15 protein-coding genes are annotated in these 15,845 nt (G+C 64.8%); 7 read left to right on the top strand and 8 right to left on the bottom strand.

What is annotated here, in order from left to right; genetic code table 11:
• Positions 1-122 precede the first annotated feature (122 nt).
• Positions 123-1,514 carry an SLC13 family permease gene (locus QM588_RS20840; protein ID WP_283316202.1) on the top strand — a complete coding sequence of 464 codons (1,392 nt, stop codon included), beginning with the start codon at positions 123-125 and terminating at the stop codon, positions 1,512-1,514.
• Positions 1,515-1,626: 112 nt separating this feature from the next.
• On the top strand, positions 1,627-2,763 hold the full coding sequence (locus QM588_RS20835; RefSeq protein WP_283316200.1) for a PrpF domain-containing protein: 1,137 nt from the start codon (positions 1,627-1,629) through the stop codon (positions 2,761-2,763).
• Between the two features lie 60 nt (positions 2,764-2,823).
• On the opposite strand, the gene QM588_RS20830 is transcribed toward QM588_RS20835, so the two are convergent.
• Positions 2,824-3,438, bottom strand: coding sequence for a TetR/AcrR family transcriptional regulator (locus QM588_RS20830; protein WP_283316197.1), 615 nt, complete (start codon positions 3,436-3,438; stop codon positions 2,824-2,826).
• A 63-nt stretch (positions 3,439-3,501) separates the two neighbouring features.
• On the opposite strand from QM588_RS20830, the gene QM588_RS20825 reads away from it, so the two are divergent.
• Positions 3,502-5,040 (top strand): acetyl-CoA acetyltransferase, encoded by a 1,539-nt coding sequence (locus QM588_RS20825; protein ID WP_283316196.1) that lies wholly within the window; start codon positions 3,502-3,504, stop codon positions 5,038-5,040.
• A complete protein-coding gene (locus tag QM588_RS20820; protein WP_283316195.1) occupies positions 5,021-5,830 on the top strand; it encodes an enoyl-CoA hydratase/isomerase family protein in 810 nt (269 codons plus the stop codon). Before QM588_RS20825 ends, QM588_RS20820 begins: the two co-directional genes overlap by 20 nt.
• Positions 5,831-5,927: 97 nt before the next feature.
• Here QM588_RS20820 and QM588_RS20815 read toward each other — a convergent pair whose 3' ends face one another.
• The gene (locus QM588_RS20815) at positions 5,928-6,146 is read right to left on the bottom strand and encodes a hypothetical protein (protein ID WP_283316193.1); all 219 of its coding nucleotides are present in this window, start codon (positions 6,144-6,146) and stop codon (positions 5,928-5,930) included.
• Positions 6,147-6,372: 226 nt separating this feature from the next.
• Here QM588_RS20815 and bla point away from each other — a divergent pair, with 226 nt between their 5' ends.
• On the top strand, positions 6,373-7,302 hold the full coding sequence (bla, locus tag QM588_RS20810; protein ID WP_283316191.1) for a class A beta-lactamase: 930 nt from the start codon (positions 6,373-6,375) through the stop codon (positions 7,300-7,302).
• 2 nt (positions 7,303-7,304) lie between these two features.
• On the opposite strand, the gene QM588_RS20805 is transcribed toward bla, so the two are convergent.
• From QM588_RS20805 to QM588_RS20780, 6 genes are all read right to left on the bottom strand, one after another.
• A complete protein-coding gene (locus QM588_RS20805) occupies positions 7,305-7,757 on the bottom strand; it encodes a MarR family winged helix-turn-helix transcriptional regulator (protein WP_283316188.1) in 453 nt (150 codons plus the stop codon).
• A gap of 68 nt (positions 7,758-7,825) precedes the next feature.
• Complete coding sequence (locus QM588_RS20800) at positions 7,826-8,635, bottom strand: HpcH/HpaI aldolase/citrate lyase family protein (protein ID WP_283316186.1); 810 nt, start codon at positions 8,633-8,635, stop codon at positions 7,826-7,828.
• Positions 8,632-9,117, bottom strand: a complete 486-nt coding sequence (locus QM588_RS20795) for a MaoC family dehydratase (RefSeq protein ID WP_283316183.1) — start codon at positions 9,115-9,117, stop codon at positions 8,632-8,634. The genes QM588_RS20800 and QM588_RS20795 overlap by 4 nt, the downstream gene beginning before the upstream one ends.
• The gene (locus QM588_RS20790) at positions 9,114-10,280 is read right to left on the bottom strand and encodes an acyl-CoA dehydrogenase family protein (protein WP_283316181.1); all 1,167 of its coding nucleotides are present in this window, start codon (positions 10,278-10,280) and stop codon (positions 9,114-9,116) included. Before QM588_RS20790 ends, QM588_RS20795 begins: the two co-directional genes overlap by 4 nt.
• Positions 10,277-12,274, bottom strand: a complete 1,998-nt coding sequence (locus QM588_RS20785; protein ID WP_283316180.1) for an acetyl/propionyl/methylcrotonyl-CoA carboxylase subunit alpha — start codon at positions 12,272-12,274, stop codon at positions 10,277-10,279. Before QM588_RS20785 ends, QM588_RS20790 begins: the two co-directional genes overlap by 4 nt.
• 5 nt (positions 12,275-12,279) lie before the next feature.
• Positions 12,280-13,857, bottom strand: a complete 1,578-nt coding sequence (locus QM588_RS20780) for a carboxyl transferase domain-containing protein (protein ID WP_283316179.1) — start codon at positions 13,855-13,857, stop codon at positions 12,280-12,282.
• A 91-nt stretch (positions 13,858-13,948) separates the two neighbouring features.
• Between QM588_RS20780 and QM588_RS20775 the strand changes: the two genes are divergently transcribed.
• Both QM588_RS20775 and QM588_RS20770 read left to right on the top strand, forming a co-directional pair.
• Positions 13,949-14,569: an SACE_7040 family transcriptional regulator gene (locus tag QM588_RS20775; protein ID WP_283316177.1), complete on the top strand. Its 621-nt coding sequence runs from the start codon at positions 13,949-13,951 to the stop codon at positions 14,567-14,569.
• 128 nt (positions 14,570-14,697) lie between these two features.
• Positions 14,698-15,819 carry a HoxN/HupN/NixA family nickel/cobalt transporter gene (locus QM588_RS20770; protein ID WP_283316176.1) on the top strand — a complete coding sequence of 374 codons (1,122 nt, stop codon included), beginning with the start codon at positions 14,698-14,700 and terminating at the stop codon, positions 15,817-15,819.
• Positions 15,820-15,845 lie beyond the last annotated feature (26 nt).

Below are 15,845 nucleotides of genomic sequence, written 5' to 3'. Positions count from 1 at the left end.
GCTGAGCTAAACGGCTAGGTAGAAAACGATATTGTCCTAAAAGGCGGACGTCAATAATGTGACTGGGGCAACGTTCGAGTGCGGATGTAACCGAGCACCTACCAGCCACCTGAAAGACGCCCATGACCTCCATCGAGATCCTCCCGCTCATCGCATTGGTTGCGATGTTCGTGATCGCAACCTTCTTTCCGATCAACATCGGCATCCTCGGCTTCATCGGTGCCTTCGTGGTCGGATACTTCGCGCTGGGATTCGACGACAAGGAGATTCTGAACGAGTTCCCCAGCTCGATCGTGTTGACCATCGTCGGAGTCACCTACTTCTTCGGCATGGCCAAACGCAACGGCACCATCGATCTTCTGGTCAACAGCTGCATCCGAGCGGTGCACGGCCGAGTGACGGTGGTTCCGTGGGTGTTCTTCTTCGTCGCCTCGGTCTTGACGGCACTCGGTACCTTCAGCCCCGCCGCGGTGGCGCTGATCGTGCCTGCCGCAATGGCGTTCGCAGCTCGAACCGGCATGAGCCCGCTGGTCATGGGCATCATGGTCATCAACGGTGCCCATGCAGGCGCGTTCTCCCCGATCTCCGTCTCCGGTGTACTGGTTCGCGACATCGTCGAGAGCAACGGCCTCGCCCTGAACCCGTGGACGCTGTTCTTCGCCAGCTACGGCATCAACCTGCTGCTCTCGGTGCTGACGGTTGTCGGCTACGCGGCCCTGGCCCGCATGAAGGGCTTCGAGTACACGGCAACGGGGTCCACCGATCCCGCTCCCGGCAGTGGCCCCGTAGGCGGAACGCCGGTCAAGACGTCCGTCCCCACCGGCGGCAGTACCGGCGGCGGCAGCTCGGCAGGCGGCAGCACCCAGGTGCTCACTCGTCCGACCACAACCACCCTGGTCGACGCCCCGGCCCCGGTCACGTTCGTCCAGAAGCTCACGCTCTTCCTCATCGGCGCCCTCCTGGTACTCGTTCTCGTACTGCACCTGCCGATCAGCTTCATCGCCATCGGAGCCGGAGCCGTCCTGGCGTTCACGGATCTGAAGAAGCAGAACGAGGCCATCGCAGACATCAGTTGGTCGACGGTTCTGCTGGTCGCCGGCATGGTCACCTACATCTCGATCCTGCAAGAAGTGGGCACCATCGATCACCTGGCCGAAATGGCGATCACCATCGGTGCTCCGATCATCGTGGCCATCGTGCTCTGCTACGTCATCGGCATCACCTCGGCGTTCGCGTCCTCCACCGCCCTTCTGGCCGCCGTCATTCCGCTGGCCATGCCGCTGCTGGGAACCGGTGCGCTGCCGGTCGTCGGAGTCGTCGCGGCTCTGGCCATCTCGGCGACCGTCGTCGACGTCTCGCCCTTTTCGACCAACGGTGCACTCGTACTGGCAAACGCGCAGAACATCGAGCGCCCGCGCTTCTACCGTCAGCTGCTGCTCAATGCAGGAATCGTCGTCGCCATCGCGCCGGCCCTGTGCTGGTTGATCCTGGTCGTCGTGCCCGAGCTGTTCTGACGGGACGCGCGCGTTAAGCGCTCCTGTACGGGCTGAACATATTTCGTAATTGTGCTTGACCATCCTCTGTCGCAGGGTGGAAGCATCGGAACCTGACCGGAAGGCACACCAGATGTTCACTCTTCGTGGAACGTGGATGCGTGGAGGCACCAGCAAGTGCTGGCTGTTCAACGCGGTCGACATCGACCAGTACATCGCCGACGCCGGCGGTCTCGACAACATCCTGACCGCGGCCTTCGGATCGGGTGACCCGCGTCAGCTCGACGGAGTCGGGGGTGGCAGCTCCACCACCTCCAAGGCCGCCATCGTGCGACGCTCCAGCGCACCCGGTATCGATGTCGACTACCTCTTTGCCCAGGTCGCCATCGAGAACCGCACCGTGGAGTGGGGCAGCAACTGCGGAAACTGTGCGACGGCAATCGGCCTCTACGCCGTGCAGACCGGTCTCGTGGCCGTCGACGACCACGTCACCGTGGTCCGGATGCGCAACGAGAACACCGGCGCAGTTCTGGCGGCGGAGATCGCGACCCCCGGCGGACGCATTCCTGCCGAGGGCGACGCGTCCGTCCCCGGCACCACGGCTCTCGGTGTCCCGGTGGGGTTGACCTTCACGGATCCGGCGTCGGACCGAGTGACGATGCTTCCCACCGGCGCCGAGGTCGATCGAGTCGTTCTCGGCGGCAACGAGTTCCGCGGAACGTTCGTTCGAGCGGGCGCACCCGCCGCATTGTTCGACGCCGCCGATTTCGGACTGACCGGGTCGGAGTCCAACGACGTCGTCGCCGCTCACGTCCCCACTCTGATCGCGCTACGCCGACAGGCCGCTCTGCGGATGGGGCTGAGCAAGCCCGAAGAACCTGTCTCTCATGCCATTCCGAAGGTCGGCATCGTCGGGCCACCGCGGGAGTACGTGACCACCACGGGCGAGCACGTCGCTGCCGCCGACTACGACATCTCGGTACGCATGCTGTCGATGATGGCCCCGCACCCGGCCATCGGACTGACCTCCGCGGTGGCTGTGGCCGCAGCGGCTACGGTCATCGGTGGGGTCGTCACTGCCAACGCAGGGTCCAGCCGTCCCGGGACCATTCGGATCGGCACCGCCGCGGGAGTGCTCGAGGTCGACTACACGGTGGACGCCAACGGGTTGCTGCAGTCGGTCACCCTCCATCGCGCAGTGCGACGCATCGCCACCGCAGACCTCTTCGTGGTGCCGATGCCGGCTCTGGTCGGTGCTCACGCGTTCTGAGCAGCTTCCCTCGTGCGCGTTTTGCGTACCTGGAGGCGCGCAAAACGCGCACGACGGTAGCTACACACCACCGAGGACCGCGTCGACCAGACTTTCTGCATAGACGCGGTCCTCGGTGTCACCTCGATCGGCACCGTCGATGCGGTGCGAGAAGATGACATGGCTGAGAACCGCCCCGGTCACCAGTTCGAGAACTCTCGTCGTGTCGGCCGACTCGGGTAATTCGCCCCGTTTCTGGGCTCGGTGCACGATCAGCCGGGCAGCGACCAATCGGCTCTTGTTCAGTGTCTCCATCATTCGGCCGAGGAGGTCGGGATGTACCCGCGCGTCGAGGGCGACGCGCAGGCTGACCAAACCGGCTGTCCCTCGGTAGCCCTGCAGAAGCTGCACCGCCAATTCGACGAGGTCCGCTCGCAGGTTGCCGAGGTCGATCGGCGTCGCGAGCGGACTTCGCGCCTCCAGCGCATCGACGACCAAGGCCCCCTTCGATTCCCAGCGTCGGTAGAGCGCCGCCCTGCCGACGGAGGCGCGGCGGGCAACGGCGTCGAGTGTGAAGCCGGACCACCCCTTTTCCCAGTAGACCTCGAGCACTGCGTCGTAGACGCGGTCCTCCAGGTCAGGATCGCGCGGCCTGCCCCGTCGGCTCCTGGCTTCGTCGGTGGATTCGTCGGTCACCCACGGATTGTCGCATCTGCCCCGGCATTGCGGACAATCCTTGTCTGTAATAGGTTTCCGGTCATGAGTTCTGCACGCCAGGAGGCGTCGACGGTGGATCCGACACGTGTTCCGGTGATCGTGGCTGTCGGTGAAACAAGCGGCCGCGGCGAACCCGTGGGCGTCGAACCCATGGAACTGATCACGCGCGCTGCGACTGCGGCACTCCAGGACTCGCCGACCTCGGAGCCGTGGATTCGCCGCGCGGACAGCATCGCACTCTGTCATATCGCCAGCTGGGCCTACAGCAGTCCTGCGGCCGCCCTGGGACGCAAACTCGGAGCGACCCCCACAGATGTGTTCGACGCGCCGATCGGTGGTCAGTGGCCGGCACGCCTTCTCGATCGCGCAGCCTCGCGCATTGCGTCCGGGGAGTCGACGGTAGCGGTGATCGCGGGCGGTGAAGCGCAGGCCTCGATGGGTGCCTTGGTCAAGGCCGGGCGAGAACCTGTGCGGGATGGGGGATGGAGCGCGGACCCGGGTGGTCCGCCCACCTTCGATCTGGATCAACTCGGAAGTGCCGCAATGCAAGAGGCCGGACTGATCACGCCGGTCCGTATCTATCCGTTGTTCGAGAGCCGCTTCAGATTCGAGGCCGGACTGGATCCGGAGTCTCGACTGGCCGAGTGCAGTGACCTGTATGCGGAGTTTTCTGTTGTCGCCGAAAAGAACCCGTTCTCGTGGAACGGGCGAGCGCGGACGGCTGCCGACATCGGCACGCCGTCGCCGAAGAACCGCATCGTGTGCGAGCCGTATCCGTTGTCGATGAACGCCATGCCCTTCGTCGACCAGGCGGCGTGCATCGTGGTGACCAGCTTGGCCGAAGCTCGAGAACGCGGTGTCCCCGAGGGTGACATCGTGTTCGTCTGGGGTGGTGCGGGTGCCGAGGATTCGGTCGACATTCTCGACCGCAGCGATTTCGGCCGGTCTTCAGCGATGGAGGATGCGATGGACCGAGCCTTGCGTGCCGCGGAGATCGGAGTCGAACGACTCGACGTGGTCGACGTGTACAGCTGCTTCCCGATCGTGCCGACCCTCGCCACCCGACATCTCGGAACGCCGAAATCATTGGTACCCAGTGTGACCGGTGGTCATTCGTCCTTCGGTGGTCCCCTCAGCAGCCATTCGCTGCATTCGATCACCGCATCGGTCCGCGAGATCCGCGGCGGAAAGAGCTGTGCGCTGGTGCACGCGAACGGCGGCTATCTGACGTATCACCACTCGGTGCTGCTCGGTGGCGACCAGCACCCACTCGGCTACGTCGGAAATCCCGAACCCGCAGTGCTGACGCCGGAACCACCGCCTCGAGCACCTGTACAGGACGGGACTCTCGTGGTGGAGACCGTCTCCGTCGAGCATTCGCGGCAGCAGGAACCCAACCAGGCGTTCCTCGTCGCGAGAGACGAGCGCGGACGACGTGTCGCCGCACAGACGGCTCCCGGGGATAAGGCCAGCGCTCGTGCGTTGTCCCTGTATCGAACCGATCCGGCACGCGAAATCATCGGGACCGCAGTCACTGTCGACACCATCGAGGGGAACATCCGTGTCCGAAGCAGCGAGTAACGAACCTGTTGTCCTGACGAGACGGGAAGGTCATGTACTCGTCGTCACGATCAACCGACCGAAGGCTGCCAACAGCATCGACGCTCGCGTGCACACGTTGCTGGGGGAGGCGTGGGAGTCCGCCGAGGTAGATCGAGACGTCCGAGCCATCGTCCTGACCGGCGCGGGGTCGGCGACTTTCTGTGGCGGTGCCGATCTGAAGGCCCTCGGCACCGGAGGGCCCGGCGCGGTGACCCCGTCCGAGACCGAACACTGGGGGTTTGCCGGCATTGTCCGACACCCGATCTCGGTTCCGGTCATCGCGGCCGTGAACGGATCGGCGATGGGCGGCGGAACCGAGATCGCTCTGGTCTCGGACATGGTCGTCGCGTCGGACACGGCCGTGTTCGGCCTGCCCGAGATCCGGCGTGGGCTCATCGCCGGCGCCGGCGGGGCTTTTCGGCTGATGTCCGCGGTGCCGGAACACATTGCCCTGGAGATGATCTTGACCGGACAGCCGATCTCCGCGCAGGAAGCCGCACGATGGGGATTGGTCAACAGAGTTGTTGCCCCGACCGATGTCCTCGATACCGCACTCGAACTCGCTCGCCTCTGCGCAGAGGGCGCTCCGCTGGCGGTGCGCGCATCCAAGCGGCTGGCTCGACGCATCACCGACGGTGCCATCGCGCACGAGAAAGATTCGTGGGCACAGAACCGTCGGGAATTGGATGGACTCAGCACCACGCAGGACGTCGTCGAAGGAATCACCGCATTCCTGCAGAAACGCGATCCGACATGGACCGCGCAGTGAGTGCACGGCCGTGAGCGTGGGGAATCCAGGCTTTTCTCAGGCGGTTGCAATGCGGGAGGCACCGTCGAAAGTCGATCGATCCTCCCGCAGTGTTCCTCTATCGGGCTGTGACCTGCTCGTGCTCGTCGCTTGTGGGATCTTCGGTCCAGGGGTTGGATTCCCACGCGAAGTTCAGTCCGAAGACGACGCCCGCACCGACCAGAACCATCGATGCGGCTCGCCAGATCGGGATGTCGCCACCGACACCCCAGATAATTGCGAGCGCGACGATAGCTCCGACGACCGGGCTCAATAGCGCGCGTGTGGTGGCGTTCATGGAGTACCTCCTGATTGCTGTCGTCTGGGCGGATCGTTCGAGATCGTTTGATTCCCTCCGTTACGTACCAGAAGTAACGATAATGGAGCTGAAGGTTCCACGCACCCGCGTGGTCGGCTTTTGCAACCAGGCGCTCGAGTCCGCGAACAGCTGCTGGGCGAAAAGCGGAATGGAAGGCCGAGGGGCCAGTAGCTACGTACCGACGGTTCTGTGATCGCATGACCCCATGCGTACCTCGACATCCACCCGACTGATTACCGTGATCGCGGCGGCAACGTTGACGGCAGGCGTCGCGTGCTCCTCGACGGCCACTACCGAGCCACCGCAATCCGGAGCGAGTGCATCTCGGACCACGACCGATCAGGCCATGGCCGAACAGCCATATTCTCAGCTCGAGGCGAGGGACACCGCTCGGCTCGGCGTCAGCGCGCTCGATCTCACGTCCGGTTCCATCCAGGGTTATCGCGGTGACGAACGTTTCGCGTTCTGCTCGACGTTCAAGGTGTATGCCGTCGGGGCCGTACTCGCCGCCGTCGACGCAGGCAGGCTGCAGCTCACCGACACCAGAACAATCGCCGCAGAGGACAAGGTGCCCGAGTCGGCCGTCGATTGGGCACCCGGCTCGGTCGTCACCATCGCAGATCTCGCTTCCGCTGCGTTGACGAAGAGCGACAACACATCCGGCAATCTGCTGATTCGTGAAGCAGGTGGCACCGCGGCGCTCACCGACTTCGCCCGGTCGGTAGGGGACACCGAATTCCGGCTGGATCGCACCGAGCCGGAGTTGAACACGGCCATCCCCGACGACCCACGCGACACCACGACGCCGAACTCGATGGCTGCCGGCTACCGGACTCTGCTCGACGGCGATGTGCTGACGCAGGCATCACGAGAGCAGTTGCTGGACTGGATGGCCGGTACCCAAACCTCCACGGCCCGCTTCCGTGCGGGCATTCCCCCACAGTGGACGTCGGCCGACAAGACCGGAACCGGTAGCTACGGTGTCTCCAACGACGCGGGCCTGGTGCTCGGACCCGAAGGTCAGAAGATCCTGCTCGTCGTCCTCAGTGCCACGACGTCGGGTGCGGAGGATTCGCCGGCCATGAACGCCCTTGTCGCCGATACGACCCGGACGGTCGTCGAACAGCTCGAGTGACGTCAGTTCTCGGATCGGCGGACGGCGTCGACGAGGGGGACGAGGTCCGGTTCACGTGCTGCGTCGTCGAGGGCATCGCGCAGGGCCGCGTCGTTGGTCGGCCGCGCTGCCTCGAGCAGGGCCAGGCCTTCGTCGCTGACGTCGGTGTAGATGCCTCGGCGGTCGGTGGGGCAGAGGTAACGGGTGAGCAGTCCGCGGTCCTCGAGGCGGGTGACCAGGCGGGTCGTCGCACTCTGGCTCAGTACGACGGCGTCGGCCACCTGCTTCATCTGCAGATGCCCACCCACCCCGTCGTGCTGACGTGCCAGGACGTCGAGCAGCCAGTACTCGCGAGCGCTGAGGTTGTGACCGGCCTGCAGCGCCTTCTCGATGCGGCTCTCGATGCGACCGTGCAGGACCGACAACGCCAGCCAGTTCTGGGCCAGCGCCGTCAGGGCGGGGTCCTTCGCCGTCATTGCTGCGCCTTCCGTGCCGATGCTCGTACAGCCACCGTACAGCGCCTGCCGTTAATCGGCGTCTGCAACTACATCGGTCGACGGGCGACGATGCGTCGAGCATGGGCCAGCACCGGTGCGTCCACCATCTGACCTCGGAAGGCGAACACCCCGCGATTGTGCTCGACGGCGTCGAGTACGGCTGTGGCCCAATCGATTTCCTCGACCGTGGGCGCGTAGGCCTCGCGGATGACGGGGATGTGGCTGGGGTGGATGGCCACCTTGCCGTCGAAGCCGACGGCGACGGCGTCGTCGGCCTCCGCGCGAACCCCGTCGAGATCGGGGATGTCGAGGTACACGGAATCGAGCGCGAACACGCCGCGTGCCTTGGCGGCGAGCAAGGTCTGCGATCGAACATGTTGGGCGACATCGCGGTAGCGGCCGTCACTCAGCCGACTCGAATTCCCGCCCATGGCAGCGACCAGATCCTCGGCACCCCACATGGCACCGACGGCGTTGTCGGCCGCGAGAGCGTCGAACACCGTCATCGCGCCGAGGGGGGACTCGATCAACGCGACGACGTTCAACGGAGCCAGAGCGCTGATCTGGTCGGCCGATTCGCATTTCGGCAGCATGACGGTCGTGTACTCGGTGTTCTTCAACGCCTGGAGATCGGCGGCCTGATCGTCGGTACCGTGCGCATTGATGCGGACGATGGTGCGCGATGGGTCCAGGGCGGTCGACACGACGGACTCGCGAGCACCGGCCTTGTCCGCGGCACCGACCGCGTCTTCGAGGTCGAGGATGACCACATCTGCTCGTGCTGCGGCCTTTTCGTAGCGCTCGGGACGGTCTGCCGGGCAGAACAGCCACGCCGGTCCCGGCGGGACCCAACTCACGACGGGTCCTCCGAAGGGCGCATCCGAACCAGCGTCTTGCGGACAGCGACCGCAACGACGTCCCCGTGCTGATTGCGGCCCGTATGCGTGAACGTCACGATGCCCTCGCCGGGGCGAGACTTGGATTCACGCTTGTCCGAGATCGCCGTCTCCGCGTACAGGGTGTCGCCGTGGAACAGTGGCTTGGGAAAGGTGACCTCGGAGAAGCCCAGATTGGCCACGATGGTGCCCTGGGTCAGCTGCGCGACCGACAACCCGACGAGGGTGGACACCGTGAACATCGAGTTCACCAGACGCTGCCCGAAAGCTGTTGTCTCACTGTAAGCGGCGTCGAGATGCAATGCCTGGGTGTTCATCGTCTGCGTGGTGAACAGCGTGTTGTCGGCCTCGGTGATGGTTCGACCGGGCCGGTGCTCGTACACGGTCCCGAGCTCCATCTCCTCGAACCACAGGCCGCGCTGGCGAATATGCTTGTCCGTCATAGTCCCAGGCTCCGTGCGATCAGCATCAGCTGAACTTCGGTGGTGCCCTCGCCGATTTCGAGGATCTTGCTGTCGCGGTAGTGCCGGGCAACGACGTATTCGTTCATGAAGCCGTAGCCGCCGTGGATCTGTGTCGCGTCGCGGGCGTTGTCCATCGCAGCCTCGGAGGCGACGAGCTTGGCGATGGACGCCGCCTTCTTGAACGGCTTGCCCGCCAACATCAATGCTGCCGCGTCGTAGTACGCCGTGCGCGCGGTGTGGGCGCGGGCTTCCATCCGCGCAATCTTGAACGAGATCGCCTGGTTGCGGGCGATGGGGGCACCGAAGGCCTCCCGCTCCTTGGCGTATTTGACGCTCTCGTCGACGCAGCCTTGCGCCGCACCGACCGATACCGCTGCGATCGCGATCCGGCCCTCGTCGAGGATGTGCAGGAAGTTCGCGTACCCACGGCCCTCCTGGCCGAGCAGATTCTCCTGCGGGACTCGCACATCGGTGAAGCTGAGTGGGTGCGTATCGGAGGCATTCCAGCCGACCTTGTTGTAGGCCGGTTCGGCGACGAAGCCGGGGGTGTCGGTGGGCACGAGGATCGAGGAGATCTGCTTACGACCGGTGGCCTCGTCCACGCCGGTCACTGCGGTGACGGTCACCAGCTCGGTGATATCGGTGCCGGAGTTGGTGATGAACTGCTTGCTGCCGTTGATGATCCAGTCGTTGCCGTCGCGCTTGGCGGTGGTCTTGGTGCCGCCCGCGTCGCTACCGGCACCGGGTTCGGTCAGCCCGAACGCAGCCAGTGCCCTGCCGGCAGTGAGCTTGGGCAGCCACTGCTGCTTCTGCTCCTCGTTGCCGAAGCGGTAGACGGGCATGGCGCCGAGCGAGACGCCGGCCTCGAGTGTCATCGCGACGCTCTGATCGACCTTGCCGAGTTCTTCGAGGGCCAGGCACAGCGCGAAGTAGTCGCCGCCCATACCGCCGTACTCCTCGGGGAAGGGCAGACCGAACAGGCCCATCTCGGCCATCCCTGCGACGACCTCGTACGGAAACGAGTGCTCGGCATCATGTTTCGCCGAGACCGGTGCCACGACCGTCCTGGTGAAATCGGCAACGGACTTCACCAGTTGCTGGTACTCGTCGGGCAGATTCGACGATGACAGATGATCGGTCATGACTTGTCCTCTTCGGTGTGGGCGGGAACGATTCGGGCGAGGACCTGGTCCACGCGGACCTGATCCCCTACTGCAACAGTCAATTCGACGGTGCCGTCGATGGGTGTTATCAAGGTGTGTTCCATTTTCATCGCCTCGACGACGACGATGGCCGTGCCTGCGGTGACGGCGCTGCCGGAAGTCGTTCCGATCGCGATGATCGAGCCCGGCATCGGCGAGAGGATCTCCGCGTCACCGGACTGCGTGTCGTCCTCGCGAACATTGGGTTCGGCGATTCGATCGATTCTCCAGGTGCCGCGCGAGCTGGATACCCAGGTGGACGATTCGTTTCGGGCCACGGTCATCGACTCGCGTTGATCGTCGAGTACGAGGTCGATGGAATCCTCGGTGGCGGAGGCTCGCAGTCGGCGTGGTTCTTCGTCGTCGACGACGACCGTCGCCGCATCGAGGGTCCCGGTGATGGACACGTGCGCGGTTCGAGTCCCGGAGGTCAGTCGGAGCTGGAACGGAGCGTGCGCTCCCACTCGCCACCCCGACGGCGTTGCCCAGATGTCCTGGCCCGCCTCCTGCCACGTGTCGAGCCATGGGACGGTGGCCGCGGCGATCATCGCCTCGTCGGGGGCGTCGGCGGCAACGAAGGACTCCACCCGGCGGTCCAGTAGGCCGGTGTCGAGATTGCCGGCACGGACCTCGTTGTCGGCGAGCAGGAATCGAGCGAACTCGATGTTGGTGACGACGCCGAGTACCGAGGTATCGGCCAGCGCACGATCCAGGGTGCGCAGCGCCGTGCTGCGATCCGGGCCGTGCGCGATGACTTTCGAGAGCATGGGGTCGTAGTTGCTGCCCACCTCGGTGCCGACGGCGAGGCCGGAGTCGACGCGGATGCCCGTGCCGGTGGGCTCGCGCAGCCCGACGACGGTGCCACCGGTCGGAAGGAATCCGCGGCCGGGGTCTTCGGCGTAGACGCGGGCCTCGATGGCGTGGCCGGTCAGCCGAATATCGTTCTGATTCAGCGTCAGTGGCTCGCCGGCGGCGATCCTGACCTGCCACTCCACGAGGTCGATTCCGGTCACCATCTCGGTCACCGGGTGTTCCACCTGCAGCCGGGTGTTCATCTCCATGAAGAAGAAGTCGTCGGGATGATCAGCGGAGACGATGAACTCCACGGTGCCGGCACCGGAGTAGTCGACGCTGCGAGCGGTGTTGCAGGCAGCCTCGCCGATACGCGCTCGGGTCTGCGCGTCGAGCAGTGGGGACGGTGCTTCTTCGATGACCTTCTGATGGCGTCGCTGCAGGCTGCATTCACGCTCACCGAGATGGATGACGTTGCCGTGACCGTCGGCGAGGATCTGCACCTCGATGTGCCGGGGCCGCAACACGAATCGCTCGAGGAACAGCGTGTCGTCGCCGAACGAGGAGGCCGCCTCGCGGCGGGCACTGGCCAGCGCGGCAGGCAGATCCTCGGCGCGCTCGACCAGACGCATACCCTTGCCGCCGCCACCTGCGGACGGCTTGACCAGGACCGGGAATCCGACGTCGGGTGCACCGGCGACGAGGTCGTCGTCGGACAGTCCCGGTCGGGAAATGCCGGGTACGACGGGGACGCCGAAAGCGCTCACCGCTGCCTTGGCGGCGATCTTGTCGCCCATCACCTCGATGGCCTTTTCCGGCGGTCCGAGGAATGCGATTCCGGCTTCGGCGCAGGCCGCAGCGAAGTGGGAGTTCTCGGAGAGGAAGCCGTAGCCGGGGTGGATTCCCTGTGCACCAGTGGCTTTCGCGGCGGCGATCACCTTGTCGATGTCGAGGTAGCTCTCGCGTGCGCTGGCGGGGCCGAGTCGTACCGCGGTATCGGCCTCGCGGACGTGCCGGGCGTCGGCGTCCGCATCGCTGTAGACGGCGACGGTGCGAATGCCCATGCGACGCAGCGTGCGTGCCACTCGGACGGCGATCTCGCCGCGGTTGGCGATCAGAATGGTGTCGATCATCGTGCTCATGCCTCTCACATCCTGAAAACGCCGTAGGAGACCGGCTCGAGCGGCGCATTGGCGCACGCCGAGAGTGCCAGTCCGAGAACAGTTCTGGTGTCGGCGGGGTCGATGATGCCGTCGTCCCACAGCCGGGCTGTCGAATAGTAGGGGTTGCCCTGACTTTCGTACTGGTCACGAATCGGAGCTTTGAACGCCTCCTGGTCTTGCTCCGACCACGGATTACCCGACGCATCCAGTTGGTCACCTCGGACGGTGGCAAGGACGGACGCGGCCTGTTCGCCGCCCATCACCGAAATCCGCGCGTTCGGCCACATGAACAGGAAGCGCGGGGAATACGCTCTGCCGCACATGGAGTAGTTGCCTGCACCGTACGAGCCGCCGATGACGACGGTGATCTTCGGAACGCGGGCGCAGGCCACTGCGGTGACCATCTTCGCGCCGTGCTTGGCGATGCCGCCGGCTTCGTAGTCTCGGCCGACCATGAAGCCGGTGATGTTCTGCAAGAACACCAGTGGGATGCTGCGCTTGTCGCAGAGTTCGATGAAATGCGCGCCCTTCATCGCAGATTCGGCGAACAGCACACCGTTGTTCGCGATGATTCCGACGGGATGGCCGTGGAGGCGGGCGAATCCGGTGACGAGTGTTTTGCCGTACTCGGCTTTGAACTCGTCGAATTCGCCTGCGTCGACCACCCGGGTGACCACCTCTCGCACGTCGTACGGGGTGCGCGGGTCGGTGGGGACGACGTCGTAGATCTCGCTCCGGTCGGCGATCGGGTCGCGGGTGGGAACGACATCCCATGGCCGTGCGGTCCGGGGCCCGAGGGTGGCGATGATCTTTCTGACGCGGCGCAATGCGTCGCGGTCGTCGTCGGCCAGATGGTCGGTGACGCCGGAGACCTTCGAGTGCAGATCTCCGCCACCGAGTTCTTCGGCGGTGACGACCTCGCCGGTCGCGGCTTTCACCAGGGGCGGGCCGCCGAGGAAGATGGTGCCTTGATTCTTGACGATGATGGCCTCGTCGCTCATCGCCGGCACGTATGCCCCACCCGCAGTGCACGAGCCCATCACGGCGGCGATCTGCGCAATTCCTTTGGCGCTCATGGTCGCTTGATTGAAGAAGATGCGTCCGAAGTGGTCGCGGTCGGGGAACACCTCGTCCTGACGCGGGAGGAATGCGCCGCCGGAATCGACGAGATAGATGCACGGCAGGGTGTTCTGCAGGGCGATTTCCTGGGCACGCAGATGCTTCTTCACCGTCATCGGGTAGTAGGTGCCGCCCTTGACGGTGGCGTCGTTGGCGATGATCACGCACTCGCGTCCGGAGACCCGGCCGATGCCTGCGATGACTCCGGCACCGGGGCACTCGTCGTCGTACAGACCGTTGGCGGCCAATGGGGAAATTTCGAGGAAGGGGCTGCCGGGGTCCAGGAGCTCGTCGACGCGATCGCGGGGGAGCAGCTTGCCGCGGGCGATGTGCCGTTCCCGAGACTTCGCGCTGCCGCCGAGGGCTGCGGCGGCGAGCTTGTCGGAGAGTTGCTGCGTGAGGAGCTGATGATCTGCGCGGTTGGCAGCGGTATCGATCGCCATAAGGTGCACGCCTTCGAGGGTTGGACGTCGGTGTCGCGGGAGTTCAGTTAATGGTTGATAACTGACAGAATAGTAAACTACGATTAACTGAGTGTCCAGAGTCGAGGGGGTGTGGCAGTTGGAGACGAAGCCGACGACCGTGCGCGAGCAACGTAAAGCCGAGCGTCGACAACAATTGCTCGACGCCGCGGCGTCGTTGTTCGCCGATCGCGGGTTCACCTCCGTGCGGCTCGAGGATCTGGGCGCGGCCGTCGGTATCAGCGGTCCCGCCGTCTATCGCCACTTTCCGAACAAGGAGGCGGTGCTCGTCGAATTGATGGTCGGAATCTCGGAGTATCTGCTCGACGGCGGTCGCGAGGTGGTCGGCTCGCGGAAGGTCGATGAAGCGACGGTGTCGGCCCTGGTCGACTTTCACCTCGACTTCGCTTTCGAGACACCGGCATTCATCCGGATCCAGGATCGCGACCTGCAAAGTTTGCCCGAGGGAGCGCGACGCAAGGTGCGCCGGATGCAGCGCGAGTACGTCGAGCTGTGGGTGGCGACCTTGTGTGCCGTCGACCCGGAGTTGAACGAATCCGATGCCCGAACTACTGCGCACGCAGTGTTCGGACTCATCAACTCCACGCCCTACAGTGCGGGCCGCACGCCGTCGCGCAGTGCTCGGCCGGTGTTGCGAACCATGGCACTGGCGGCACTGGGCGTATCGCACTGATCTGAGCGTCCACAATGGGCGTCGACGATCGCGATCCCGCCTTCGGACGTGAATTGTGGACACTCAGCACACCTACCGTGCCGTTGCACAGGAAGAGCAAATCGTCGTTATCGGAGACAATGATCGACATGACGACCCAACTTTCGCCCGTCGAGATCGGCCGACGGCAGAGTCGATTCACTCGTGACGAGGTGCCGCGACTGCTGGCGATGGCCGGCTTCATCGCCGCTCTGCATGTGATCGGTTGGGGGCTGTTCACCCACTACGACTCGATTCCCAGCATCCACGGCCTCACCGGAGCCGACGGCACTCTCGTCTACGCCGGAGCCGGCGTGCTGGCGTACACCCTCGGTCTCAGGCATGCGTTCGACGCCGATCACATTGCCGCCATCGACGACACCACCCGTTTTCTACTGCAGAAAGGCAAGCGGCCGTTGGCCGTCGGGCTGTTCTTCTCGCTCGGGCATTCGACCGTCGTGTTCGTGTTCGTCGCTGCGATTGCCTTCGTCGCGTCGCAGGCGACGGCGTTTCAGGACGCGTTCGCCGGGGTCGGCGGCATCATCGGCACGTTGGTGTCGGGAACCTTCCTGTACCTGATCGCCGCGCTGAACATCGCGGTCCTCGCCGGCATCGTCGGAGTCTGGCGGCGTGCGAAACGCGGTGACGTCACCGAGGCCGGGCTCGACGAGCTGTTGGCCAAGCGCGGCTTGATGAATCGACTGTTCCGGGGCCGCTACGACAAGATGATCAACCATTCGTGGCAGATGTACCCACTCGGCCTGCTGTTCGGGCTCGGTTTCGATACCGCCACTCAGGTCGGTCTACTCGCGATTGCCGGCACCACCGCTATCGCCGGCGGGCTCCCACCGATGGCCATCATCGCGCTTCCGGTCCTGTTCGCGGCCGGCATGACGACGATGGACACCATCGACGGCATCTTCATGTCCAAGGCGTACGGCTGGGCGTTCGTGACGCCGGTCCGCAAGATCTACTACAACATGACGATGACGGGCCTGTCGGTCTTCGTTGCGTTGGTGATCGGGACGGTCCAGCTGCTGACGCTGCTTGCCGAGCAGTTCGAGCTGACCGGTGGCCTGTGGGACGCACTGGCCGTCATCGACCTCAACCTCGCCGGCCAACTCGTCGTCGGCACATTTTTCGTTGTCTGGATCGGCGCGGTCGTGTATTACAAGGTGGCGCGCATCGACGAACGCGGTGGCGCACACTCGAATGCAACGGAGAACCAGTGATCGCTCGTCGTCGGATCGGTGCCCTC

The sequence above is a fragment of the Rhodococcus sp. IEGM 1354 genome, from assembly GCF_030056855.1.
Classification (GTDB): Bacteria; Actinomycetota; Actinomycetes; order Mycobacteriales; family Mycobacteriaceae; genus Rhodococcoides.
The sequence above is the reverse complement of the archived record's forward strand: the minus strand, read 5'-3'. Positions and strand labels throughout refer to the sequence as shown.